This is a genomic window from Streptomyces sp. NPDC006283 (assembly GCF_040613325.1).
Taxonomy (GTDB): Bacteria; Actinomycetota; Actinomycetes; order Streptomycetales; family Streptomycetaceae; genus Streptomyces.
Window position 1 is genome coordinate 17,649 of the sequence record NZ_JBEXRZ010000036.1, and the last position, 22,379, is coordinate 40,027.

Annotated in this window: 20 protein-coding genes; 9 read left to right on the forward strand and 11 right to left on the reverse strand. The window is 70.5% G+C overall.

All coding sequences use genetic code 11. The features are described 5' to 3' along the window. Nucleotides 1–248 precede the first annotated feature (248 nt). Complete coding sequence (locus tag ABZ070_RS10755) at nt 249–1,520, reverse strand: extracellular solute-binding protein (protein ID WP_356632144.1); 1,272 nt, start codon at nt 1,518–1,520, stop codon at nt 249–251. 249 nt (nt 1,521–1,769) lie between these two features. Here ABZ070_RS10755 and ABZ070_RS10760 point away from each other — a divergent pair, with 249 nt between their 5' ends. Both ABZ070_RS10760 and ABZ070_RS10765 read left to right on the forward strand, forming a co-directional pair. After that, nucleotides 1,770–2,786, forward strand: coding sequence for a tetratricopeptide repeat protein (locus tag ABZ070_RS10760; protein ID WP_356632146.1), 1,017 nt, complete (start codon nt 1,770–1,772; stop codon nt 2,784–2,786). Nucleotides 2,787–2,978: 192 nt separating this feature from the next. Then, entirely contained in the window at nt 2,979–3,194 is a 216-nt protein-coding gene (locus ABZ070_RS10765; protein WP_356632148.1) for a dodecin, read from the forward strand. Nucleotides 3,195–3,284: 90 nt separating this feature from the next. On the opposite strand, the gene ABZ070_RS10770 is transcribed toward ABZ070_RS10765, so the two are convergent. Further along, nucleotides 3,285–3,779, reverse strand: coding sequence for a hypothetical protein (locus ABZ070_RS10770; RefSeq protein ID WP_356632150.1), 495 nt, complete (start codon nt 3,777–3,779; stop codon nt 3,285–3,287). Between the two features lie 94 nt (nt 3,780–3,873). Here ABZ070_RS10770 and ABZ070_RS10775 point away from each other — a divergent pair, with 94 nt between their 5' ends. After that, a complete protein-coding gene (locus tag ABZ070_RS10775; protein WP_356632152.1) occupies nt 3,874–4,902 on the forward strand; it encodes an MsnO8 family LLM class oxidoreductase in 1,029 nt (342 codons plus the stop codon). A 28-nt stretch (nt 4,903–4,930) separates the two neighbouring features. Continuing rightward, nucleotides 4,931–7,279 (forward strand): excinuclease ABC subunit UvrA, encoded by a 2,349-nt coding sequence (locus tag ABZ070_RS10780; protein WP_356632154.1) that lies wholly within the window; start codon nt 4,931–4,933, stop codon nt 7,277–7,279. Between the two features lie 247 nt (nt 7,280–7,526). On the opposite strand, the gene ABZ070_RS10785 is transcribed toward ABZ070_RS10780, so the two are convergent. Genes ABZ070_RS10785 through ABZ070_RS10795 form a run of 3 tightly spaced genes read right to left on the reverse strand, consistent with a single transcriptional unit; the run spans nt 7,527 to nt 10,979 of the window. Continuing rightward, nucleotides 7,527–8,273, reverse strand: a complete 747-nt coding sequence (locus ABZ070_RS10785; RefSeq protein ID WP_356632156.1) for a succinate dehydrogenase/fumarate reductase iron-sulfur subunit — start codon at nt 8,271–8,273, stop codon at nt 7,527–7,529. Then, on the reverse strand, nt 8,270–10,213 hold the full coding sequence (locus ABZ070_RS10790) for a fumarate reductase/succinate dehydrogenase flavoprotein subunit (RefSeq protein WP_356632158.1): 1,944 nt from the start codon (nt 10,211–10,213) through the stop codon (nt 8,270–8,272). The genes ABZ070_RS10785 and ABZ070_RS10790 overlap by 4 nt, the downstream gene beginning before the upstream one ends. 1 nt (nt 10,214) lies before the next feature. Beyond that, complete coding sequence (locus ABZ070_RS10795; protein WP_356632160.1) at nt 10,215–10,979, reverse strand: succinate dehydrogenase; 765 nt, start codon at nt 10,977–10,979, stop codon at nt 10,215–10,217. Nucleotides 10,980–11,073: 94 nt separating this feature from the next. Here ABZ070_RS10795 and ABZ070_RS10800 point away from each other — a divergent pair, with 94 nt between their 5' ends. Beyond that, nucleotides 11,074–11,961, forward strand: a complete 888-nt coding sequence (locus ABZ070_RS10800; RefSeq protein WP_356632162.1) for a LysR substrate-binding domain-containing protein — start codon at nt 11,074–11,076, stop codon at nt 11,959–11,961. Nucleotides 11,962–11,963: 2 nt separating this feature from the next. Here the strand turns inward: ABZ070_RS10800 and ABZ070_RS10805 are convergent, their stop codons facing one another. The 4 genes from ABZ070_RS10805 to pip all read right to left on the reverse strand — a co-directional run bounded on the left by ABZ070_RS10805 (nt 11,964) and on the right by pip (nt 17,348). Next, the gene (locus ABZ070_RS10805) at nt 11,964–14,126 is read right to left on the reverse strand and encodes an EAL domain-containing protein (protein ID WP_356632164.1); all 2,163 of its coding nucleotides are present in this window, start codon (nt 14,124–14,126) and stop codon (nt 11,964–11,966) included. Beyond that, on the reverse strand, nt 14,123–14,929 hold the full coding sequence (locus ABZ070_RS10810) for an SAM-dependent methyltransferase (RefSeq protein WP_356632166.1): 807 nt from the start codon (nt 14,927–14,929) through the stop codon (nt 14,123–14,125). The genes ABZ070_RS10805 and ABZ070_RS10810 overlap by 4 nt, the downstream gene beginning before the upstream one ends. Before the next feature lie 261 nt (nt 14,930–15,190). Next, on the reverse strand, nt 15,191–16,168 hold the full coding sequence (locus tag ABZ070_RS10815) for an SCO0930 family lipoprotein (RefSeq protein ID WP_356632168.1): 978 nt from the start codon (nt 16,166–16,168) through the stop codon (nt 15,191–15,193). Nucleotides 16,169–16,385: 217 nt separating this feature from the next. Then, entirely contained in the window at nt 16,386–17,348 is a 963-nt protein-coding gene (gene pip, locus ABZ070_RS10820; RefSeq protein WP_356632170.1) for a prolyl aminopeptidase, read from the reverse strand. 75 nt (nt 17,349–17,423) lie between these two features. Here pip and ABZ070_RS10825 point away from each other — a divergent pair, with 75 nt between their 5' ends. Both ABZ070_RS10825 and ABZ070_RS10830 read left to right on the forward strand, forming a co-directional pair. Further along, nucleotides 17,424–17,945 carry a MarR family transcriptional regulator gene (locus ABZ070_RS10825; RefSeq protein WP_356632172.1) on the forward strand — a complete coding sequence of 174 codons (522 nt, stop codon included), beginning with the start codon at nt 17,424–17,426 and terminating at the stop codon, nt 17,943–17,945. Nucleotides 17,946–18,114: 169 nt separating this feature from the next. Further along, nucleotides 18,115–18,627 carry a hypothetical protein gene (locus tag ABZ070_RS10830; RefSeq protein WP_356632174.1) on the forward strand — a complete coding sequence of 171 codons (513 nt, stop codon included), beginning with the start codon at nt 18,115–18,117 and terminating at the stop codon, nt 18,625–18,627. Nucleotides 18,628–18,780: 153 nt separating this feature from the next. Here ABZ070_RS10830 and ABZ070_RS10835 read toward each other — a convergent pair whose 3' ends face one another. After that, nucleotides 18,781–19,863, reverse strand: coding sequence for a hypothetical protein (locus ABZ070_RS10835; protein ID WP_356632176.1), 1,083 nt, complete (start codon nt 19,861–19,863; stop codon nt 18,781–18,783). Nucleotides 19,864–20,239: 376 nt separating this feature from the next. Here ABZ070_RS10835 and ABZ070_RS10840 point away from each other — a divergent pair, with 376 nt between their 5' ends. Next, complete coding sequence (locus tag ABZ070_RS10840; protein WP_356632178.1) at nt 20,240–20,887, forward strand: class F sortase; 648 nt, start codon at nt 20,240–20,242, stop codon at nt 20,885–20,887. Nucleotides 20,888–20,893: 6 nt separating this feature from the next. Here the strand turns inward: ABZ070_RS10840 and ABZ070_RS10845 are convergent, their stop codons facing one another. After that, nucleotides 20,894–21,730 carry a polysaccharide deacetylase family protein gene (locus ABZ070_RS10845; RefSeq protein ID WP_356632180.1) on the reverse strand — a complete coding sequence of 279 codons (837 nt, stop codon included), beginning with the start codon at nt 21,728–21,730 and terminating at the stop codon, nt 20,894–20,896. Between the two features lie 156 nt (nt 21,731–21,886). Between ABZ070_RS10845 and ABZ070_RS10850 the strand changes: the two genes are divergently transcribed. Beyond that, on the forward strand, nt 21,887–22,348 hold the full coding sequence (locus ABZ070_RS10850) for a universal stress protein (RefSeq protein ID WP_356632182.1): 462 nt from the start codon (nt 21,887–21,889) through the stop codon (nt 22,346–22,348). Nucleotides 22,349–22,379 lie beyond the last annotated feature (31 nt).

Consider the following 22,379-nt stretch of genomic DNA (forward strand, 5'->3'; position numbering starts at 1 on the left):
GTCTCCTGGGCCGGAGGGAGGGGCGGACCGCGGGTGCGGCGGCCCAACTCCTTGTTTCTTCCGTGGCCGACTGGATTCGACATGACCGCCCGGCGGAGAGCGGATGTGAGAACGCTGAATGCCGGGCAATGCCGCCCGCGGCTTCCCGCGCGCGGCCCTTCCCCGCCCGTGCCCCGTCCCGCCCGACCGGGCCGCCGGGCCTCCCCGCGCGACGGCTCACCCCTCGTGATCGGCCCGGGCCCTCCCGGTCAGGGGGTCAGCGCCGCCGTGATCCTGGCGGAGGCGGCTCGGGCCGCGCGGGCGGGGTCCTGACCCTGGAGGACTGCCGTCATGTAGGGCTTGATCGGGTTGTCGGCCTCGACGTCGGCCCACTGGGGGGAGTTGGGCGTGGCCCGGCCGCGCGCGGCGCCGGCGGCCATCGCGGCGGTGCCCTCGTTGTCCTCGATGACACCTGCGAGGGTGGTCTTGTTGGGCACGTAGTTCATCGTCAGAGCGAGTTCGGTCTGCCACTCCTCGCTCGCGAGTGCCTTGACGACCTCCACGCCGGCGGATCTCTCACGTGCGTTCTCGGGCACGATGAGGTCCGAGCCTCCGATGAAGACGGCGCCCGGCGCCTCTGACGTCTTCCCCGGCACCGGGAAGAAGCCGAGCTTCCCCTTGAGTGCGGGGCTGGCCTTCTCGATGAGAGGCACCGCGCTCGGCACCGCGATGATCTGGGCAACGTCGCCCTTCGCGAAGACCTCGGCCTGGGGCGGTGTGACTTCGTCGGCGTCCTTGGGCCCGTCGCCGTGCGACTGGAGCCGCTTGTAGAAGTCCATGCCGCGCAGGGCCGCCCCGGTGTGGAGCGCGCCCTCCCAGTTGCCACCCCTCTCGACGGCCAGCTCTCCGCCGTCCTCCCAGATGAAGCCGGCAAGGGTGTACCAGTCCTGGCCCGACAGGTAGATACCCTGCCGGCCGCCACCGTCGAGCTTCTCGGAGATCTCCAGCCACTCGGCCCGGTCCCGCGGCGGCTCGGTGATGCCCGCCTCGGCGAACAGTTCCTTGTTGTAGATGACGACGCGGTTGGCGGCGTACCAGGGGATGCCGTACTGGGAGCCGTTGATGCTGCCGGGCTCCGCGAGGCCCGGCAGCCATTCCTCGTTGCCGAGGTCGCGAACGGCCTCGAGGGTCAGGTCGCGCAGTCCGTCGCTCTGCGCGTACTGGGCGACCTGAGTGTTGCCCACCTCTATGACCTCGGGGGCGTCGTCGCTCTTGATCGCCTCCGTGACCTTCTTGCCGATGCCCGTCCACTCCTGGACGGTCACCCGCAGATCGACGGACGGGTGCTGCTTCTCGTACTCGGAGGTGAAACGTTCGAGGAACTCCTCGGAGACGCTGTCCTGCATCAGCCAGATGTCGACGGTGCTCTTCTCCGAACCACCCGGGAGGACCCCGCAGCCGCTGAGCGTCATGGCGCACACGAGCGCGGTGGGCAGGCCGTACCAGCGGTTCTTCACGTAGGTCACCTTCAGCGTGGGCATGGAGGATGGACCCGACGTGGGGGGAAAGCGCACGGCGCTCGCACGGGCGTGTTGGCTGGATTTTGGTCTGAACCAATGGTCCGGTCAAGTCCCGGACACCTCGGCGCCCCCTACGACTGGATGATGACCGGTCCTCCCGGCGTAGCACTTCGGGGCTACCCGAAGACACATAGGGAGGCTGATCCGCCGAACCCCCTGCGCCTCATAGCTTCTTGATCGAACCCCCCACGGTCAGGAGGCCACTTCGACATGTACGGCAAGGCATTCGCTCCCGAGTACCAGGGCGATCTCGGTGCGGCTCTCAGCGTGAACTCCTCCTACGACGAAGTTCTCGCCACAGCGGAGCGTGCGCACCGCGACGCGGGCACCGACCTGGAGAGAGCCCGTGCCGCGCTGGCGCTCGCCGAGGCCAACCGGCGCCTGGGGCGGGCGGCGCAGGCGCGGGCCGCCTGGCGCGACAGTTACCGTTGCGCACGGCAGGCCGGCGACACGGCGGGGATGGCGTGGGCGCTGTGGAGCGGCGGGACGCTCGCCCGTCAGTGCGGCACACTGCCGCTCGCCCGCCGGCTGCTCTCCGCGGCCGTCGCCTTCGCCGACGCCTGTGGCGAGCGTCTCGCGCACGGTTACGCGCTCGCCGGGCTCGCGGAGACGGGACGGATACAGGGGGACTACGCCGCCGTCGCCGACCTGCACGAGCAGCTCCTCCAGCAGGCGCGGGCCCACGGCGAGGCACGCCACATGGTGTGGGCGATGTCCGGCATAGCCCAGATGCACCGGAACACGGGCGAGCACGGAAAGGCCCTTGAGCTGTTCACCGAATGCGCAGGGATCGCGGCCGAGGCGGATGACGCGCGGGGCAGGGCGTGGTCGCTGCGCGGGATGGCGGACGTGCTGTCCCTGCGCGGCGAGACGGCCCGGGCGCTCGACCTGCTCACCGAGGCGGAGGCCGTCTGCCGGGAGCTGGAGCTGGCGGGCGCGCTGGCCTACAACCACAAGATGCGCGGCAACGTGCTGTTCCGTGCCGCCCGCTACGAAGAAGCCTGCGCGGCCTACGCGGTGGCGCTGCGTGAGTTCCGCGACATGCAGGAGGCGCGGGGAACGGCGCTGGCGCGGCTCGGCCTTGCCAAGTCCCGCGCTCGCAGAGGCCGGGCACGGGCGGCGACTCTGACTGAACTGGCGGAACTGGAAGCGGAGTTCACCCGGATCGGGCTGCGGCAGGCCCGGCAGTCCGTCGTCGCGTTCCGCTGCGAGCTGGCTGCTGCCTGACCGATCGCCGACGGTGCACGAAGGCACCGGGCACCGGGCACATCCGGCGCGACCGGCAGAAGGCCCCGAGCGGCGTCGCACCGTCAGGGGTGCTCGCCGGCGGGCGACGGCACGCCCCCGGGCCCGACGTCTCGCGGGAAGCCTCCTGGTGGGGCACCGTGGAGTGAACGCATCGAGAGGAGCGCGACACCCATGTCGAACCACACCTACCGAGTCACCGAGATCGTCGGCACGTCCACCGACGGTGTCGACCAGGCCATCCGGAACGGGATCTCGCGGGCGTCGCAGACCCTGCGGGGCCTCGACTGGTTCGAGGTGACGCAGGTCCGCGGGCACATCGTCGACGGGCAGATCGAGCACTACCAGGTCGGCCTCAAGGTCGGATTCCGCCTCGAGGACGGCGACTGACGCTCACCCGTTCAGCACGCCGGGCGTGCGGTCACAGGCGTGCGCGATGCGGTCCGCAGGGAACCGGCCCCCGCACCCGCGCCGGGAGCCTCAGGTGCGGCCCTCGCGTTCCTGGGCCTCCCGCATCGCGGGGGTCGTACTCGCGGCTCCCCAGCGTGCCCGCACCACCCGGAACCCGGCGCGCTCCGCGTCCTGGCAGACCAGCTCGTCGTCGTCGACCAGCATGCTGATCTCCCGGTCGCGGCCGAGCCGCCGAAGGATCTCCAGCTTTGTCCTGCGCGCCGGCCGCCGGTCGTCGTTGCGCCGCATGAAGAGCCGCCCCTCGGGCAGTCCCTGGGCCGCGAGCCACTCCACGGTGTCCGCTCTGCACCGCTCCGGCCTGCCCGTCAGATAGAGCACCTCGCACTCCTGCGCGGCACGCAGGCACAACGCCACCCCTTCGGCGAGCGGCGGGTCCTCGGGGGCGGCGTCGAAGAAGGCGTCCCACGCCCGCGGTGTGCGCTCCAGCAGATGCTGACGGTGCCCGGAGTCGGAGAGCGTGCCGTCGAGATCGAATACGGCCAGGGGCCTGTTCCTGCGTGTCACGCCGACCACCCTAGGGTCTTTCGCCCTAAGGCGGGCACGTCCCGGGCGGGGTGACGCCGGGGAATCCTCACCGCCCGAGGGCGTTGAACGGGATGTGAGCTCATTGATCGCATCGGCCCGCCTGTCCGTGCTCGACCGTTCCCGCACGCGCGAGGGGTTCGACGGCCCTGCCGCGCTGCGCGACACCGTGCGCCTCGCCCAGCAGGTCGAGGCGCTCGGCTACCACCGATTCTGGGTCTCGGAGCATCACAGCGTCCCCGGCGTCGCCGGTTCCGCGCCGACCGTGCTCGCGGCCGCTGTGGCCGCCGCGACGTCGACGATCCGGGTCGGGACCGGCGGGGTCATGCTGCCCAACCATCAACCGCTGGTGGTGGCGGAGCAGTTCGGTGTGCTGGAGTCCCTGTTCCCCGGCCGGATCGACATGGGTCTCGGCCGCTCCGTCGGCTTCACCGACGGCATCCGCCGGGCCCTGGGCCGCGACAAGAAGGACGCCGAGGATTTCGCGGCGCAGCTCGACGAGCTGCTCGGCTGGTTCACCGGCGGCCAGAGTGTGCATCCGCAGGTCCACGCCCGTCCCTCGGAGGGCCTGCGGATACCGCCGTATCTGCTGGCCACCGGCGAGGGCGCCGGGATCGCGGCGCGCGCCGGGCTGCCGCTGGTGATCGGTGATCTGCGCGGCAGGGACCGGCTGCTCGCGGCGGTCGAGGGCTACCGGCGGGATTTCCGGCCGTCCACCTGGTCCGAGCGGCCGTACGTGGTCGTCGCCGGGACCGTCGCTGTCGCGGCGACCGAGGAGGAGGCGCGCCGGCTGCTGATGCCGGAGGCGTGGTCGATGGCGTATTCCCGCACCCACGGCTCCTTCCCGCCGCTGCTGCCGCCCGAGCGGATCGAGGCGCTGGAGCGGAGCGGCATGACCGCCAAGGAGCGCGGGTTCTACGAGTCGGGTCTCGTGGGCCACATCGCCGGCACCGAGGAACAGGTCGCCGACGCGCTGGAGACGGTGGTCAAGGAGAGCGGCGCCGACGAGGTGCTGGTGACGACGAGTACGTACGACCGTGCGGCGCTGTTGGACTGTCTGCGGCGGCTCGCCCGTATCGCCGGACTCTCCGCCGAGGCGGCCTGACCAGCGCCGACATCTAGAATCGTCCCTTATGCACAACTCCCACGACCCTTACGTGCGCGTCCGCGGCGCCCGGGAGCACAACCTGCGCGGCGTCGACGTCGACATTCCGCGTGACGCCCTGGTCGTGTTCACGGGCGTTTCCGGCTCCGGGAAGTCCTCCCTGGCCTTCGGCACGATCTATGCCGAGGCGCAGCGCCGCTACTTCGAGTCCGTCGCGCCGTACGCCCGCCGGCTGATCCACCAGGTGGGCGCGCCCAAGGTCGGTGAGATCACCGGTCTGCCCCCGGCGGTCTCGCTGGAACAGCGCCGCTCCTCCCCCACGTCGCGGTCTTCCGTCGGCACGGTCACCACTCTTTCCAACTCGCTGCGCATGCTGTTCTCGCGGGCAGGCGACTACCCGGACGGCGCTCCGCGGCTCGACTCGGACGCCTTCTCGGCGAACACGGCCGCCGGCGCCTGCCCCCGGTGCCACGGTCTGGGCCGGGTGCACAGCACCACGGAGGAACTGCTCGTGCCCGACTCGTCGCTGTCGATCCGCGAGGGCGCGATCGCGGCCTGGCCCGGAGCGTGGCAGGGCAAGAACCTGCGCGACGTGCTGGACGCACTCGGTTACGACGTCGACCGGCCGTGGCGGGAGCTGGAGCGGAAGGACAGGGACTGGATCCTGTTCACGGACGAGCAGCCGGTCGTCACGGTGCACCCGGTCCGCGAGGCGGGCCGCATTCAACGTCCTTACCAGGGCACGTACACGGGCGCACGGCGCCATGTGCTGCACACGTTCGCGGACTCCAGGAGCGCCACGCTGCGCGCCAGGGCCGAACGGTTCCTGACCAGCGAGCCGTGTCCGTCGTGCGGCGGCAGCAGACTGCGGCCGGCGGCACTGGCGGTGACCTTCGCGGGTCGTACGATCGCCGAGCTGGCCGAACTGCCGCTGACCGCGCTCGCCGGGGTGCTGGAGGAAGCGGCGGGTGGCGAGACGGCTCGGGTGCTGACCGCGGACCTGCTGGCGCGTATCGCCACGGTGGCCGATCTGGGCCTGGGCTATCTGAGTCTGGACCGGGCCACCCCCACGCTCTCCAGCGGCGAGTTGCAGCGGCTACGGCTGGCAACCCATCTGCGCTCGGGGCTGTTCGGTGTCGTCTACGTCCTCGACGAGCCGTCGGCGGGGTTGCACCCGGCCGACACGGAGGCCCTGCTGGTCGTCCTCGACCGGCTCAAGGCGGGCGGCAATTCCGTCTTCGTGGTGGAGCACCACCTCGGTGTGGTCCGGCACGCGGACTGGCTCGTCGATGTGGGACCGCTGGCGGGGGAGCACGGCGGGCGGGTGCTGCACAGCGGCCCCCCTGACCAGCTCGCCCAGGTGGCCGAGTCGGCGACCCGCCGCTTCCTCCTGGACGCCGGCCCGCCCGCCGCGCGTACCCCGCGTGCACCGTCCGGCCACCTGGCCCTCGGGCCGCTCACCCGCCACAACCTGCGCGGGCTCACCACCAGGTTGCCCCTTTCGGTGCTGACCGCGGTGACGGGTGTGTCGGGCTCCGGGAAGTCGACGCTGGTCGGTTCGGTCACCGCGGAACTGCCCGGCGTGCAGCGCCTGGTGACGGTGGACCAGAAGCCGATCGGCCGCACCCCGCGCTCCAACCTCGCCACCTACACCGGGCTGTTCGACGTGGTCCGCAAGATCTTCGCCGCGTCCGGGGAGGCGCGCGAGCGTGGCTACAGGGCCGGCCGCTTCTCCTTCAACGTGGTCGGCGGCCGGTGCGAGACCTGTCAGGGGGAGGGCTTCATCTCCGTGGAGTTGTTGTTCCTGCCCAGTACGTACGCACCCTGCCCGGACTGCGGCGGCGCCCGCTACAACGAGGAGACGCTGCAAGTCCGCCACGAGGGCCTGAACATCGCGGAGGTGCTCGACCTGACGGTGGAGACGGCAGCGGACTTCTTCACCGACGTCCCGGCGGCGGCACGCAGCCTGCGTTCGCTGCTCGACGTGGGCCTCGGCTATCTGCGGCTCGGCCAGCCCGCGACGGAACTGTCGGGCGGCGAGGCGCAGCGCATCAAACTGGCGACGGAGCTCCAGCGGCTGCGCCGCGGTCACACGCTGTACGTGCTGGACGAGCCGACGACGGGGCTGCATCCGGCCGATGTCGAGGTGCTGATGCGCCAGTTGCACGGGTTGGTGGACGCGGGCCACACGGTGGTCGTGGTCGAGCACGACATGGACGTGGTGGCGGGCGCGGACTGGGTGATCGATCTGGGCCCGGGAGGGGGCAACGAGGGCGGCCGGATCGTGGCGGCCGGCCCCCCGGCCGAGGTGGCACGCACGCAGGGCAGCCGCACGGCTCCGTACCTGGCCAGAGCCTTGCGGGGCGACGGGGGCTGATCCTCCGGGGCGGTCCGATTGGGGTACGTCCGCGGACCGTGCCGGGAGCGGGACCGGTACCTCAACAGGACTGTGCGGAAGTGACGTCGGACGAGGACGAGGTGGCAGGGGCGGCCGGCTCGCGCCGGATGTCATGGTGCCGACGTGGGGGCCGCCGTAGACCACGGCCCAGGGGCGCGGCCCGGGGGTACGCCCATCAGTGTGGGGGGACCCCCACACTGATCCGGCCTGATCCAAACGAAAGACCCTAGCGCTTGGCCTTGCGGGTCGCCCGCAGCCACTCCCTGTTCATGGCCGCGATCGACGGAAGCGGGATGCCCTTGGGACACGCAGTGGCGCACTCCCCGGTGAGGGTGCATCCGCCGAAGCCCTCGTCGTCCATGGTGGCGACCATCTCGAGCACCCGGGTCTCGCGCTCGGGTGCTCCCTGGGGCAGCACATTGAGGTGGTTGACCTTCGCGGAGGTGAAGAGCATCGCCGAGCCGTTGGGGCAGGCCGCGACGCACGCCCCGCAGCCGATGCACTCGGCGTGCTCGAACGCCGAGTCGGCGTCCGGCTTGGGGACCGGGGTGGCGTGCGCGTCGGGGGCGGAGCCGGTGGGGGCGCTGATGTAGCCGCCCGCCTGGATGATCCGGTCGAAGGCGGAGCGGTCGACGACGAGATCCTTCACGACGGGGAAGGCGGCCGCCCGCCACGGCTCGATGTCGATGGTGTCGCCGTCGCGGAAGGAGCGCATGTGGAGCTGGCAGGTGGTGGTGCGCTCCGGGCCGTGGGCTTCGCCGTTGATGACCAGCGAGCAGGCGCCGCAGATGCCTTCACGGCAGTCGTGGTCGAAGGCGACCGGCTCCTCGCCCCGCAGAATGAGGTCCTCGTTGAGGGTGTCGAGCATCTCCAGGAACGACATGTCGGAGGAGATGCCGTCGACGACGTAGGTGGTCATGGCGCCGGGGGCGTCGGCGTTCTGCTGGCGCCAGACGCGCAGTTCGAGCTTCATGCATAGCTCCGCTGGGTGGGGTGGACGTACTCGAAGACGAGGTCTTCCTTGTGCAGTACCGGCGCGGAGCCCGTGAACTCCCAGGCGGCGGCGTAGCCGAACTCCTCGTCCCGGCGGGCGGCTTCGCCGTCGGCGGTCTGGGACTCCTCGCGGAAGTGGCCGCCGCAGGACTCCGAGCGGTGCAGGGCGTCGAGGCACATGAGTTCGGCGAGCTCGAGGTAGTCGACGATGCGGTTGGCCTTCTCCAGCGACTGGTTGAACTCTTCACCGGTGCCGGGGACCTTGATGCGCCGCCAGAACTCCTCGCGGAGCTGCGGGATCCGCGCGAGCGCCTTGCGCAGCCCCGCGTCGGTGCGGGCCATTCCGCAGAACTCCCACATGAGTTCGCCGATCTCCCGGTGGAAGGAGTCGGGGGTGCGGTCGCCGTCGACGGCGAGGAGCAGATTCAGCCGGTCCTCGGTCTCCGCGACGGCCGCGGTGACCTCGGGATGCGAGGCGTCGACAGGGGCGAAGCCACCGCGCGCGAGATAGTCGTTGATCGTGGCCGGCAGGACGAAGTAGCCGTCGGCCAGGCCCTGCATCAGCGCCGAGGCGCCGAGGCGGTTTGCGCCGTGGTCGGAGAAGTTGGCCTCGCCGATGGCGAAGAGGCCGGGGACGGTGGTCTGCAGGTCGTAGTCGACCCACAGTCCGCCCATCGTGTAGTGCACGGCCGGGTAGATGCGCATCGGAACCTCGTACGGGTTCTCCGCGGTGATCCGTTCGTACATCTCGAAGAGGTTGCCGTACTTCTCCTCGACCTTGGCCCGGCCCATCCGGGCGATGGCGTCGGTGAAGTCCAGGTAGACGCCCTGCCCGCCGGGGCCGACGCCGCGTCCCTCGTCGCAGACGGTCTTCGCGGCGCGTGAGGCGATGTCGCGTGGCACGAGGTTGCCGAAGGAGGGGTAGATGCGCTCGAGGTAGTAGTCGCGCTCGTTCTCGGGGATCTCGTTCGGCGGCCGGGCGTCGCCGCGGGCCTTCGGCACCCAGATGCGGCCGTCGTTGCGGAGCGACTCGCTCATCAGCGTCAGCTTGGACTGGTGGTCGCCGGTGCGCGGGATGCAGGTGGGGTGGATCTGGGTGAAGCAGGGGTTGGCGAAGTACGCGCCGCGCCGATGGGCGCGCCAGATCGCGGTCGCGTTGGAGTTCATGGCGTTCGTCGAAAGATAGAAGACGTTGCCGTAGCCGCCGGTGGCGAGCACCACCGCGTCGGCGAAGTACGTGGAGATCTCGCCCGTGACCAGGTCGCGGGCGACGATGCCGCGGGCGCGCCCGTCGACGACGATCAGGTCGAGCATCTCGGTGCGGGCGTGCATCGTGACGGTGCCGGCTGCGATCTGGCGGGAGAGCGCCTGGTAGGCACCGAGGAGGAGTTGCTGGCCGGTCTGGCCGCGGGCGTAGAAGGTGCGGGAGACCTGGACGCCGCCGAAGGACCGGGTGTCGAGCAGTCCCCCGTACTCGCGGGCGAACGGCACGCCCTGGGCCACGCACTGGTCGATGATCTCGACGGAGATCTGGGCGAGGCGGTGGACGCCTGACTCGCGGGCGCGGAAGTCGCCGCCCTTGACGGTGTCGTAGAAGAGGCGGTGTACGGAGTCGCCGTCGTTGCGGTAGTTCTTGGCGGCGTTGATCCCGCCCTGGGCGGCGATGGAGTGGGCGCGTCGTGGCGAGTCCTGGTAGCAGAACTGCTCTACGTGGTAGCCCTGTTCGGCGAGCGTGGCGCCGGCCGCCCCGCCGGCGAGGCCGGTGCCGACGACGATGACGGTGTGCTTGCGGCGGTTGGCGGGGTTGACCAGCTTCGCCTCGAAGCGGCGTTTGTCCCAGCGTTCCGCGATCGGCCCGTCGGGGGCCTTGGTGTCGGCGATCGGTGCGCCGGTCTCGTACTCTGCGTAGTCGTGGTGCATGTCAGCTCACCCATCCGGTCATGACGGCGACGGGCACGGAGACGAAACCGGCCGTCAGCACGAGCGCCAGCCCGTGGGCGGCGGCCTTGAGAATGCGCTCGCGGGTGGCACTGCCCACCCCGAGGGTCTGCGCGGCGCTCCAGAAGCCGTGGCGGATGTGCAGTCCGACGGCGAGCATCGCGACGATGTAGACGGTGTTGCCGTACCAGGTCGAGAACGTGGCGACGACGTTCTCGTACGGGTGGCCGGCCTGGGCGTTCTCGTTCACGGTGAGCGTCGTCAGATCCAGCAGGTGCCAGACGATGAAGAGTCCGACGATGACGCCGCCCCAGCGCATGGTGCGGGTGGCGTAGCTCGAACGAGGTCGTTTGTGGACGTACTTGGCCGGACGCGCCTTGATGTCGCGCCGGCTGAGCTGGTAGGCGGAGACGGCGTGGCCGACGACCGCGAGGAGCAGGACCACGCGCACCAGCCACAGCCCCCACGAGTAGTGCAGCACGGGGGCACCCATGGTGCGCAGCCAGTGGCCGTAGGCGTTGAACTCGTCCGGGCCGAAGAAGATCTTGAGGTTGCCCATCATGTGGGCGACGAGATAGCCGAGCATGATCAGACCGCTGACGGCCATGACCGTCTTCTTGCCGAGGGTGGACCGCCAGAACAGCCGCAGAACGGACGCCTGCCGGTCCCTCTCGGGTTGCCGGTTCCTCTTGGACGGGTGCTGGTCCGTCCTGGACGGATCCCGGTCCGTCCTCGTTGCCAGAGCCATGCCGTCGACGCTAGGGCCGCACCGGTCCAGAGGTCCAAGACATGATCCGGCTCATCTTCATAGGCTCCACCTATGGCACCTTTAAACTGGGCGCATGCAGTTCCAGCAGCTCCTCTACTTCGTCGCCGTGGCGGAGACGCGCCACTTCACCCGCGCCGCCGAACGCGTCCACGTGTCACAGCCCTCCCTCTCCCAGCAGATCCGGGCGCTGGAGAAGGAGCTGGGTGCCGACCTGTTCGGCAGGGCGCGCGGCAACATCGCCCTCACCGACGCCGGCGAGGCCCTGCTGCCGCTGGCCCGCCGCATCCTCGCCGACACCGACACAGCCCGTCGCGAGGTCCAGGAACTGGCCCAGCTGCGCCGCGGCCGGGTGCGGCTGGGCGCCACCCCCAGCCTGTGCACCGGCCTGCTGCCCGAAGTGCTGCGCGCCTTCCACGACAGGCATCCCGGGATCGAGCTGCTGATCGAGGAGTCCGGCTCGCACGATCTCGTACGGGAGCTGGCGCGCGGCTCTCTCGACCTGGCGCTGGTCGTCCTGCCGCTGCCGACACCGGCGCCGGCGCTCACCACGGTCGAACTGCTCCAGGAGGACCTCGTCGTGGTGTCCTCCCCCGGTTCGCAGCCCCCACGCAGCCCGGTGCGGATCGCCGACCTCGCGGGCCAGCCGCTCGTGATGTTCCGGCACGGCTACGACCTGCGGGAGCTGACGGTGGCGGCCTGCCGCGCCGAGGGTTTCGAGCCCTCGTTCACGGTGGAGGGCGGTGAGATGGACGCCGTACTGGGATTCGTACGGGCGGGCCTCGGCGTCGCCGTCGTGCCCAGCATGGTCGCAGAGCGGGCCGGCGGCGATCTGCGGGTCACCCCGCTCGCCCGCCCCGGTCTGCGCCGCACCATCGCTCTCGCGCACCGCAGCGACGTCGCCCCGCCCCGTGCCGCCCGCGAGTTGCAGCGGCTGCTGCTGGCCGCGCGGGCGGCACCTTGACGTCAGACCGCGTCGGCCAGGACCAGCGTGTGGATCCGGTCCGGAGCGCCGGGCCTGGCGTAGTACCAGCCCTGGGCGGTGTCGCAGCCGATCTCACGCAGCTGTTCGGCCTGCGCTCCGGTCTCCACGCCCTCCACCGTGACGGCGAGTTCCAGGCTGTGCGCCAGTGAGACGATGCCCTCGACGATCTTGAGGTCGACGGGATCGGCGGGGTGTCGCTGCATGCCCTGGGTGAACGAACGGTCCAGCTTGAGCACGCTCACCGGCAGCCGCCGCAGATTGGCAAGGTTGGAGTACCCGGTGCCGAAGTCGTCGAGCGCGATGTCCACGCCCATCTCCGCGAGCTGCCGCAGCGGCTTGAGCAGATCCTCGTCGGCGCCGATGAGCGCCGACTCCGTGACCTCCAGGCACAGCGCGCCCGGCTCGAGGCCCGACCGCTCGAGGACTTCGACGGTGTCGGTCACCAGCCCGGGATGCTGGAGCTGGGCGGGCGAGAGGTTGACGTTGATCCGCAGCGGCCCACCGTCGGAGTGCCGCTTCTGCCAGAACCGGGCCTGGCGTACGGCCTCTTCCAACACCCAGCGGCCCAGCGGCACGATCAGCCCGGTGCGCTCCGCGAGCGGTATGAACCGGTCGGGCCCGAGCACCCCGTGCTGCGGATGGCACCAGCGCACCAGCGCCTCGGCGCCGTGCACGCTGCCGTCCCCGAGGTGCACCAGCGGCTGGTACTCGATGAAGAACTCACCGCGCTCCAGGGCGGCGGGCAGCGCGTTGGTCAGCCCGTGCCGCGTGATGACACGGGCGTCGGCCTCCGGGTCGGCGCGCTCGTAGCGGTTGCCGCCCGCCGACTTGGCCCGGTACATGGTGATGTCGGCGCTGCGCAGCACCTCGGCGCCGGTCCGCTCGCCGGCCGGTCCCTCGACGATGCCGATGCTGCCGCGTACCGTGAACTCCCGCCCGTCCACGCAGATCGGGGTGGCCAGGGCGCCGAGGATGCGGGCGGCGAGCTCGTCGACCTCGCGCTGGGTGTCGGGCCCGGTGGTCAGCGCGACGAATTCGTCGCCGCCGAGGCGGGCGACCATCTCGCCCGGCGCGGTGGCACAGCTCTGCAGCCGGTCCGCGACCTCCACCAGCAGCCGGTCGCCGGTGGCGTGGCCGAGGCTGTCGTTGATGGTCTTGAAGCCGTCGAGGTCGAGGTAGCACAGCCCGAAACGGGCGCCGTTCCCCGCGCCGACCGCCTTCTCCAGACGCTCGAAGAACAGGGTGCGGTTGGGCAGGCCGGTCAGTGCGTCGTGCGTGGCCTCGTACCGCAGCCGCAGATTGAGCAGCCGGCGCTCCGTGGTGTCCTCCAACAGTGCCAGCTGGTACTGCGGTTGGCCGTCGGCGTCACGCAGCAGGGAGACGGTCAGATTGGTCCACAGGGCGGTGCCGTCGTTGCGGTAGAACGGCTTCTCGACCCGGTAGTGCTCGCGCTCCCCGTTCACCAGCTCCCGGTAGAGCTCCCACACCTGCGGCCGGTCCTCGGGGTGCGCCCAGTCGGTGACCTTGCGGCCGCGGACGTGGTTCTCGAGTCCGCCGAACATCTGGGTCAGGGTGTCGTTGACCTCGAGCACGTTGCCCTCGAGATCGGCGATCCCGATACCGATCGCGGCGCCCTCGAAGACCGCTCGGAAGCGGGCCTCCGTGGCGTGCATGGCCTGCAGCGCCTCGCTGCGTGCCAGCAGCGACGAGCGGGCGATGGCCTCCTGTTCGGCCAGCGTGCGCTCCCGCAGGGCCTGGGCGAAGCCCGCGGCGAGCGCGTGCTGCAGCCGTGCACAGCGCGCCCGGTGCTCCTCCGTGCTCTGCTCCGGGTCGCCGCAGTACAGCACCAGATACGCATCGACGACTCCGAGCGTGCGGCTGAGCGCGTCCGGGTCGGTGCAGTGTGCGCGGACCAGTGCGGCGCCCACACCGTGGGCGGGCTGTGCGGTGAACGGGCGGGCGTGCAGCGCCTCGTTCAACTCGCGGGCAAGCGGCAGCAGATGCTGTTCGAACTCGGGACGGGTCATCGACGTGGCCGTGGCCGGGAAGATGGCCCGGCTCCAGATCGTCGCGAACCGCCTGATCCGGTCGTCCAGGGCGTCCTGGCCGTCCGTGGCCGCGGCCGTCTGTGACGTCTGCTTCACGCCTTTCGCCCCACCCCGGCGAAGCCGGAGAAGGCGAATGGGTCCTCCTGGTCGACGGGCCCCTCGGGCCTCCAGCGCGGCATGGACACCAGGCCCGGTTCGACCATGGTGAACCCGTCGAAGAACGCAGCGATCTCGCGCGAACGCATCACCAGCGGGTTGCGGATGTCGCGGTAGACCTCGACCGCCCCGCCGGCCCGTTCGGCCGGCACCGGAATGCCCTCGTAGGAGGCGTGGGTGAGGAGGATCAGGCTGCCGGGGGCCAGTGCGTCGCGCAGTTCGGCCACCGCCGCCCGGGGATCGTCCTCGTCCTCGAGGAAGTGCAGCACGGCAACGAGGAGCAGCGCCACCGGCCGTTCCAGGTCGAGCAGCCCGGCTTCGGGGCTGTCGAGTATCTGGCGCGGCTTGCGCAGATCGGCGGCGGCGACGTCCGACTGCTCGTCGCCTTCGAGCACGGCGCGGCTGTGGGCGACCGCCACGGGGTCGTGGTCGACGTAGAGCACCCGGGCCTCGGGAGCGGCCTTGCGGGCGACTTCGTGGACATTCCCGAACGTCGGAATGCCGGAGCCGATGTCGAGGAACTGAGTGACGCCCTCCGCCACCGCGTAATTGACCGCCCGGCGCATGAAGGCACGGTTCGCCTGCATGATCTTGGGGAGTCCCGGGAGGAACTCCATGGCCTTGCGCGCGGCCTCCCTGTCGACCTCGAAATTGTGCGATCCGCCCAGGTAGAAGTCGTAAATGCGGGACACGCTCGGCACCGATATGTCGATGCCTTGCGGGGCCCAGGCCGGACGCTCCATCGATGTCTCCAACTAGTCGCCACGGGGGAGTTCGGCCATGACCATGGCCGGCGTTCGAGCCGAGGCTACTGATCGCCCGCCAAGAGGGCGACCCCAAACGGAAATTCGCGGTCCGTTCTTGGTCACACGTGGTCGTCACGAGCCGTCGTCATCCGCCCGCGTCACACCCTCTCGGCACACTCCCGCCGCACATGCGTCGGTCCCGCGTCACGCGCGGGGGCGTGTCGCGGGCCGACGCCTGCCGGAGGCGCAGCGTGGGGACTACTTGGGCGCTCCGACCGGCTTGCCCTCCGGCGATACGGCGTACCAGGTGCCGCCGACACCCTGGCCGTTGGTGTCACCCGGCTTGGAGTCGCCCGCGAAGGTGTAGATCGGCCAGCAGTCGATGGTCTGCTGCTCGATCCCGTCGGGGCGGTCGAAGGTGACGAAGCCCTTCTTGAGGATTCCGACGGTGTCGTTCTTGTCGACGGGCTCCACGACCGGCCACTTCTTGAGGCAGTCTCCGGTGCAGGCCGTCTTCATGGGCCAGGCGGAGTCCTTCATGAAGCGGTAGACGGTCATGCCGTTCTTGTCGACCACGATCTCACCGAGCTTGGGGTCCTTGCGCACGGACAGACCGGCCAGATCAGCGGGCTCGGTGCCCTCGTCGCCCGTCTCCTCACCGGACTCCCCGGCCGCGCCGGGAGCGGCCTTCTTGCCGTCGGGGGCCGCCGCGTACCAAGTACCGCCGACACCCTGGCCCTTGACGTCGCCCGCCTTGGTGTCCTTGGCGTAGCGGTACATCGGCCAGCCGTCGATGGTGAGCTGCTTCGTACCGTCCGCCCTCGTGATCTCACCGAGCAGCGACGGGTCCACGCCGGGGGCGGCACTGGCTCCGCCCGCGGCCACGATGGGCCACGCCTTGGCGCAGTCGCCTTCGCAATTCGACTTCGGCGGCTTGGCGGTGTCCTTGTCGAAACGGTAGAGCGTGAGGCCTTCGCTGTCGGCGAGGACCTCGCCCAAGTCCTTGCTCTCCCAGACCGCGAGCTGTCCCGCAGGCTTGGCGGCCGCCGCCTCGCCGCCCGCTTCGGAGCCGTAACCGGCCTCGGAGCCGTAACCGTTGCCGGGCTGTGCGGGGTTGGCGGCGCCGACCGCCTGGCCGTTGGGGGTTTCGTTGCCCTTTTCCTGACCGCACGCCGTCGTCAGCGCGAGTACGGCCGCCGCAGTCACCGCGAGCGAGGCGTTCCGCCAGGTGTTCATGTCCACTCCCGTAGTTCATCCAACTGGTTCCGGCGCCTGGGAGCGCCGTTCATGGCCCTAGGTACGGACGGGAGGGTGACGGGTGTTCAACGTGTTTGAAAAAATCTTCGGCGTCCTGACCGCGAATGGTCGAATCCTGGTTCCACCAGGTGAATTCACCCCACGAGGAGCGGCCGCAGAATTGGCCGGATCTCAACTGCCCCATGAAGCACTCACGTCACTGGGCGTACCGGAACCGTTCCAGAGCGCCGAGCACCCGCTCGCGCATCGTGGCACTCCCCTTGTGCCCGGAGTCGTCCACGACCACCAGTTCCGCGTCGGTCCAGCTGCGGCCGAGTTCCCACGCGGTCTCGAGCGGTGAACTGAGATCGAGACGGCCGTGGAGAAGCACTCCGGGAATTCCATTCAGCCGCCCGGCACCGCGCAGCAGTGCCCCCTCCTCCAGCCATGCCCCGTGCGCGAAGTAATGCGCGGTGATCCGCACCAGGGCGAGCCGCGCTTCCGAGGGCCTGCCGCTGTAGGGGTCCGGCCCGCCGTTCGGCTCCAGGGACAGGACGGCGTCCTCCCAGCGACACCACTCGTCGGCCGCGTTCTCCCGTACCGTCCGGTCGGGGCTTTCCATACGGCGCGCGTACGCGGCGACGAGGTCGCCGCTGCTCCCCGCCTCCGGTACGCCGGCGCGGAAACGGTCCCACTGCTCCGGGAAGAAGCGGCCCACTCCCCGGTAGAGCCAGTCGATCTCCCGTCGCCGTGTTGTGGTCACGCCGTTGACGACTATCTCCGAGACCCGCCGAGGATGGCGTTCCGCATATGCCAGCAGCAGCGTGGACCCCCACGAGCCGCCGTAAAGGAGCCAGCGCTCGATCCCGAGGTGCTCGCGCAGCCGTTCCATGTCGGCGAGCAGATGTTCCGTGGTGTTGAGGCTCATGTCGGCGGCCGGGTCGGCCGCGTGCGGAGTGCTCCGTCCGCAGCCACGCTGGTCGAACAGCACGACCCGGTAGGCCTCCGGGTCGAAGTACCGGCGCATACGGGGGTTGCAGCCGGAACCGGGCCCGCCGTGGACGACGAGCGCGGGCTTGCCCAGCGGGTTGCCGCAGACCTCCCAGTGGACGAGGTTTCCGTCGCCCACGTCGAGCATCCCCTGCTCGTGCGGCTCGATCGGCGGATACAGCTCTGCCAAGACGATGTCCTCTCGGGGGTCCGATCTGCCACGCAGACTCTCCGAAAGATACAACAGCGCTGTTATATTAGGCGCATGCCCTCCACGAGCCCCGACTCCGGCCCCGCCGGCACCCGCCCGGGCCCTGAGATGCTCGGCACCCGCCTGCGCCTCCTGCTCTCAGCTCTCGAGGCGGACGTCACGGCCGTTTACGACGGACTCGGCCTCGAAGGAATGCGCCCGCGCTACGTGCCGGTTCTGCGCATTCTGGCGGCCGAAGGCGCGAGCTCCATCCAGGACCTGGCAGCGGCGACCGGCGTGACCCATTCGGCGGCGAGCCAGACGGTCGCCCAGCTCGTCAAGGAAGGTTTCGCCACGGTCGGCCCGGGCAGGGACGGACGCAGGCGCATCGCCTCCCTCACTGCGAAGGCCGAGGCGCTGCTGCCGGCACTGGACGCCGAGTGGCAGGCGACCGCGGCGGCGGCCACCGCCTTCGAGGCCGAGCTCACGTACCCGCTGAGCGAACTCGTCGGCGAGGCTCTCGCAGTACTGCAGCGACGTTCGATGCTCGAGCGGATCTACGACGCGGCGCCCGATCTCATGCGCCACCGCACCTGATGTAACACCCTGGCGGCAGGTTCACCTGGCCGGATCAGAAAGATGACCCGTTTGCCCTACACCAATCGCGGGTGACCGGAGCCGCTCTTAGCGTTTCGGTGATCGAGGTGCACTTTCCGACCCCTGCGGAAATCGTTCCGCGACTGCTCCTCGGGACCGGAGGACGACCATGCGCACGATACGTGCCGCATCCGCCGCTCTGCTCGGAGCGGCCGCACTCGCACTGACGGCCCCCTCGGCTGCGGCCGTCAACAACACACCGTACGACTTCGAAGTCACGCCCTCGACCGTCGCCGCGGGCGGGCGCATCACTCTGACCGCGGGCGGCTGCCCCAGCAGCACCACGGTCACCTCCGGTGTCTTCGACACCGTCACCATCCCCCGCAACGGCGCGGCCACGGCCACCGTCGACTGGGACGCCACACCGGGCGCCGTGTACTCGGTGCAGTTCAACTGCATCGGCCGGGTCGGGACCCTCGACCTCACCATCGCCGGCGGGGCCGCAGCCCCCTCCGCCCGCTCGACCACGACCACCCCGCCTCAGGGTGTTCGCGGCGGCGTGGGCGGCGGCTTCAAGGAGCTGAACGCGGCGGAGATCGCCGCCGGCAGCGCTCTCGTCGTGGCAGCCGCCACCGCGACCGTGGTCATCATCCGCAGGCGGTCGTCCAACCGCCAGCAGTGATGGGCGCGCAGACCCTGCTGCCCACCCATCAACGGCGCCACCCGCTCCGCACCCCGCACCGACCGCCCGTCGCCCCGAGTCCTGACGAGGATTCGGGGCGGCGGGCGTTTGCGGCCGGTCGTCGGGTGACCGGACGTTCGGAGCATCGGCCGGTCAGGCCTCCTCTCCGATCGTGCGGCGGCGGCGCACGATGAACAGGCTGCCGCCGACGGCCGCCGTGGCGACCAGACCGGCACCGATCGCCATCTCGGCCTTGGTCGGACCGATGGAGCCACCGAGACCACCCTCCGCTCCCCGACCACGGAGCACCCTGAACGAAGCCCTGGCGATCTGCGAGCTGTCGTGGCACCTGACGGTCAGACTGTAGTTGCCGGGAGTCGCGTTGTTCCGCACGCGGGCCGTGGCAACCGACTCGTCGAAGCCCCTGAAAGCGGCGTCCCCGCCGAAGCCGCCGTTCCCGCGGTCGCGGTCGTTGCGGCGGTCGCGGTCGTTGCGGCGGTCTCGGTCGTTGTTACGGTCGCGGTCGTTTCCACGGTCGCGGTCGTTGCCGCCCCGGTCACCACCGTTCCCCCCGCGGTCGCCACCGTTGCCACCGCGGTCGCCGTTGTCGCCGCGGTTGTTGTTGCCGCGGTCGCCGCCGAAGCCGCCATTGCCGCCACCGTTGTTGTCACCCCGGTCACCGCCAAAGCCGCCATTGCCGCCACCGTTGTTGTCACCCCGGTCACCGCCAAAGCCACCGTTGCCGCCACCGTTGCTGTCACCCCGGTCACCGCCAAAGCCACCATTGCCGCCACCGTTGCTGTCACCCCGGTCACCGCCAAAGCCACCGTTGCCGCCACCGTTGCTGTCACCCCGGTCACCGCCAAAGCCGCCATTGCCGCCACCGTTGCTGTCACCCCGGTCACCCCCGTTGCCCCCACCGTTGTCGCCCCGGCCACCACCCCCGTTGCCGCCGTTGCCCCCACCGTTCACCCCGCCGTCACCACCATTGCCCCCGCGGTCGCCACGATCACCGCCGTTGCCACCGAAACCCCCGTCGTCGGCCCGGACACCGCCGGGACCGTAGAAACCTCGGTCGCCGACAGGGGAGAGCGACGCGTCCGGGAACGCGTTGGAGCTGACGACGCCGCCGCGGCGGCATCCGTCGACGTGGATGGTCAGGATGCCGCCCTGAAATACGGAAGACGGGCTGACTCGGACGTTCCGGGGGCCGCTGCTGCCGCCGGCGACCGCCATGGGAGCGCATAGTCCGACGGCCGCGCAGGCGGTCACCGTCGCTGCGAGAGCGCGTGAGGCACGCATCGTTGAACCTCCAGAAGGAAGACGCCCCAAAGCGGCGCTCCGGGATATTCGACGAGTACGTCTTCCATGACGAACCATCACTGGGTGACGCGTTCGACGCATTTCGGGCTTGGTCCACCCCGGTGAGGCGACACGCCGACCGAGCAGCTCATTCCTGACGGAGCCGCAGGTCACAGACCGTCAGAGTGCTTATCGGTCGAAATGCTCGGATGGGCCAGCGCCCACCACCCCTGCCACCCGTTCGCGCTTCCCCCCTCGCAGGACTTGCGCACCGCGCATAGCGTGCCCACAAATGCGCGAAGGGAGAACCATGGGCCAGGACAGGTACGGCTCTCAGACGCGGAGACGCTCGCCCTGGGGGGTACTGGCTCTTGTCATGCTCACCGGGCTTGCCATGGTGAGGAACGGTGTGGATGTGGGCCTCGGGCCGCCGCAACCGGCTGCCGCCGCGTCCCACGGAAGGGTGGGCGAGACGTTCCTTCCCGTACCGCTGGAGCCGCTGCCGTACGCACCGGCGTCGCGGGTGCGCATCCCGACGATCAAGGTGGACGCCCCGATCGTGAACGTGGGACTGGACCCGGAGGGCTGGGTGGAGGCCCCGCCGCCGCACGACGCCAACCTCGCGGGCTGGTACCAGAACGGGGTGTCACCGGGTCAGCGGGGCACCGCCGTCATCGTGGGGCACGTCGACAACCAGGCCGGCCCCGCCGTCTTCTACGGCCTCGGTTCCGTCAAGACGGGCCACCTCATCGACGTGCCTCGCTTCGACGGCCGCGTCGCCGTCTTCGAGGTGTACGGGGTGGAGGTCTTCGCCAAGAACGACTTCCCCGGCGTACGGGTGTACGCCGACACCGGCCAGCCGGAGCTGCGCGTGATCACGTGCGGCGGTGGCTACTCCAAGGCAGGCGGGTACGACGGCAACGTGGTCGTCTTCGCCCGGATGGTCAAGGTCGTCTGACCGAGGTCAACGGCGGGGAACGGTGATCTGGTAGCCCTTGTCGAGCAGCTTCGGCAGGTATCTTCGCAGCGCCGCGACGCTCTGCGTCCGGTTGCCGCCCGCGTCGTGCGAGAGGACGATCACTCCCGGTGCCGCGCCTTTGAGCACCCGGCGGACGATGGTGCCGGTGCCGGGAGTCGCCCAGTCGAGGGTGTCGAGGGTCCATCCGAGCGGCTCCATGCCGAGCTCGGCGCCGATCTCGAAGGAGCGCCGGTTCCAGGCACCATAGGGGGCGCGGTACCACAACGGCGGTTCGCCCACCGCCTCCTCGATCACCTCGCTCGTACGGCCCAGCTGATCGTTGATCTTGGACGACGACAGCTCGGGGATCAGCGGATGGGACCACGTGTGGTTGCCCACCACATGGCCGTCCCCGGCCATCTCCCGCAGCAGATCACGGTGGGCGGTGGCCATCTCGCCGCAGACGAAGAACATCGCCCGCACGTCGTGCTTGCGCAGGATGGCGAGCACGTCCGGTGTGTAGCGGGGGTCGGGACCGTCGTCGAAGGTGAGGACCATGGTGCGGCCCCTGGCGGGGACCTCGAGGATGGGGCGCTTGCGCACCGGCGGCGCGGCGCGTTGCCGTGCGGGCGGCGCGTAGGCCGTCATGGGCCGCAGCCGGTAGGAAGCGGCCTGGGGCGGGCGGGCGACCTCCGGGCCCCCAGCCGGCGCGGGGGCGGCGGGAGCGCGTCCCGGGGCCTCGGCCCGCTCGCTGACGAGCATGCCTCCGACAGCGGCGGCGCCGAGACAGGCGGCGATGCGGAACACCGAACGGCGGCCCGGAAGCAGCTGATCCTCTTTCATGGCCAACTGCTCGCACGACCACTGCCACGACCGTCTGATCAACACCGGTTCCGCGGCGGAAAATACCCGATGGGAGCAGTGCCGGGGCGGGCGGCGCCGTTCGTCGCGGGCCGGGCTGACAGCGGGCAGGCGCCGTGGAGCGGATAGCCTTTTCGTGTGACAGAACACTCGCCGCACCGGTTCGAACGGGGCACGGACGGCCCGAAGGTGATCGTCGTCGGCCTGGACGGCTCCGACTCGTCCCTGCGGGCGGCGGCGTATGCGAGCGGTCTCGCCCGACGGCAGAACGCGCTGCTCGCGATCGTCTACGTACAGCCGGTGATGCCCGCAGGCGCCGCCCTCGGTGTTCCGGTCGCCGACACGACGGGGGAGATCGCCGAGGAACTGGTCGCGGAGATCCGGGCGGCCGCGGAGCGGGTCAGGGGCATTTGGGACGTGCGCTGGGAGTTCCACACCTTCCGCGGCGACCCCTACTCCGGGCTGGTCACCGCGGCCGACGAACTCAAGGCGGACGCCGTGGTGGTGGGTGCCTCCGAGTCGGCCGGGCACCGGATCGTCGGATCGGTCGCGGTCCGGCTGGTGAAGGCCGGGCGGTGGCCGGTGACGGTCGTCCCGTGATCGACGGCCGGTGACCGTCGTCCCGTGATCC

Excerpts from the sequence above, each read along its gene's own strand:
- ABZ070_RS10755 (WP_356632144.1), bottom strand. The coding sequence starts at position 1,520 with ATGCCCACGCTGAAGGTGACCTACGTGAAGAACCGCTGGTACGGCCTG.
- ABZ070_RS10760 (WP_356632146.1), top strand. The coding sequence starts at position 1,770 with ATGTACGGCAAGGCATTCGCTCCCGAGTACCAGGGCGATCTCGGTGCG.
- ABZ070_RS10765 (WP_356632148.1), top strand. The coding sequence starts at position 2,979 with ATGTCGAACCACACCTACCGAGTCACCGAGATCGTCGGCACGTCCACC.
- ABZ070_RS10780 (WP_356632154.1), top strand. The coding sequence starts at position 4,931 with ATGCACAACTCCCACGACCCTTACGTGCGCGTCCGCGGCGCCCGGGAG.
- ABZ070_RS10785 (WP_356632156.1), bottom strand. The coding sequence starts at position 8,273 with ATGAAGCTCGAACTGCGCGTCTGGCGCCAGCAGAACGCCGACGCCCCC.
- ABZ070_RS10790 (WP_356632158.1), bottom strand. The coding sequence starts at position 10,213 with ATGCACCACGACTACGCAGAGTACGAGACCGGCGCACCGATCGCCGAC.
- ABZ070_RS10795 (WP_356632160.1), bottom strand. The coding sequence starts at position 10,979 with ATGGCTCTGGCAACGAGGACGGACCGGGATCCGTCCAGGACGGACCAG.
- ABZ070_RS10800 (WP_356632162.1), top strand. The coding sequence starts at position 11,074 with ATGCAGTTCCAGCAGCTCCTCTACTTCGTCGCCGTGGCGGAGACGCGC.
- ABZ070_RS10810 (WP_356632166.1), bottom strand. The coding sequence starts at position 14,929 with ATGGAGCGTCCGGCCTGGGCCCCGCAAGGCATCGACATATCGGTGCCG.
- ABZ070_RS10815 (WP_356632168.1), bottom strand. The coding sequence starts at position 16,168 with ATGAACACCTGGCGGAACGCCTCGCTCGCGGTGACTGCGGCGGCCGTA.
- ABZ070_RS10825 (WP_356632172.1), top strand. The coding sequence starts at position 17,424 with ATGCCCTCCACGAGCCCCGACTCCGGCCCCGCCGGCACCCGCCCGGGC.
- ABZ070_RS10830 (WP_356632174.1), top strand. The coding sequence starts at position 18,115 with ATGCGCACGATACGTGCCGCATCCGCCGCTCTGCTCGGAGCGGCCGCA.
- ABZ070_RS10835 (WP_356632176.1), bottom strand. The coding sequence starts at position 19,863 with ATGGCGGTCGCCGGCGGCAGCAGCGGCCCCCGGAACGTCCGAGTCAGC.
- ABZ070_RS10840 (WP_356632178.1), top strand. The coding sequence starts at position 20,240 with ATGGGCCAGGACAGGTACGGCTCTCAGACGCGGAGACGCTCGCCCTGG.
- ABZ070_RS10845 (WP_356632180.1), bottom strand. The coding sequence starts at position 21,730 with ATGAAAGAGGATCAGCTGCTTCCGGGCCGCCGTTCGGTGTTCCGCATC.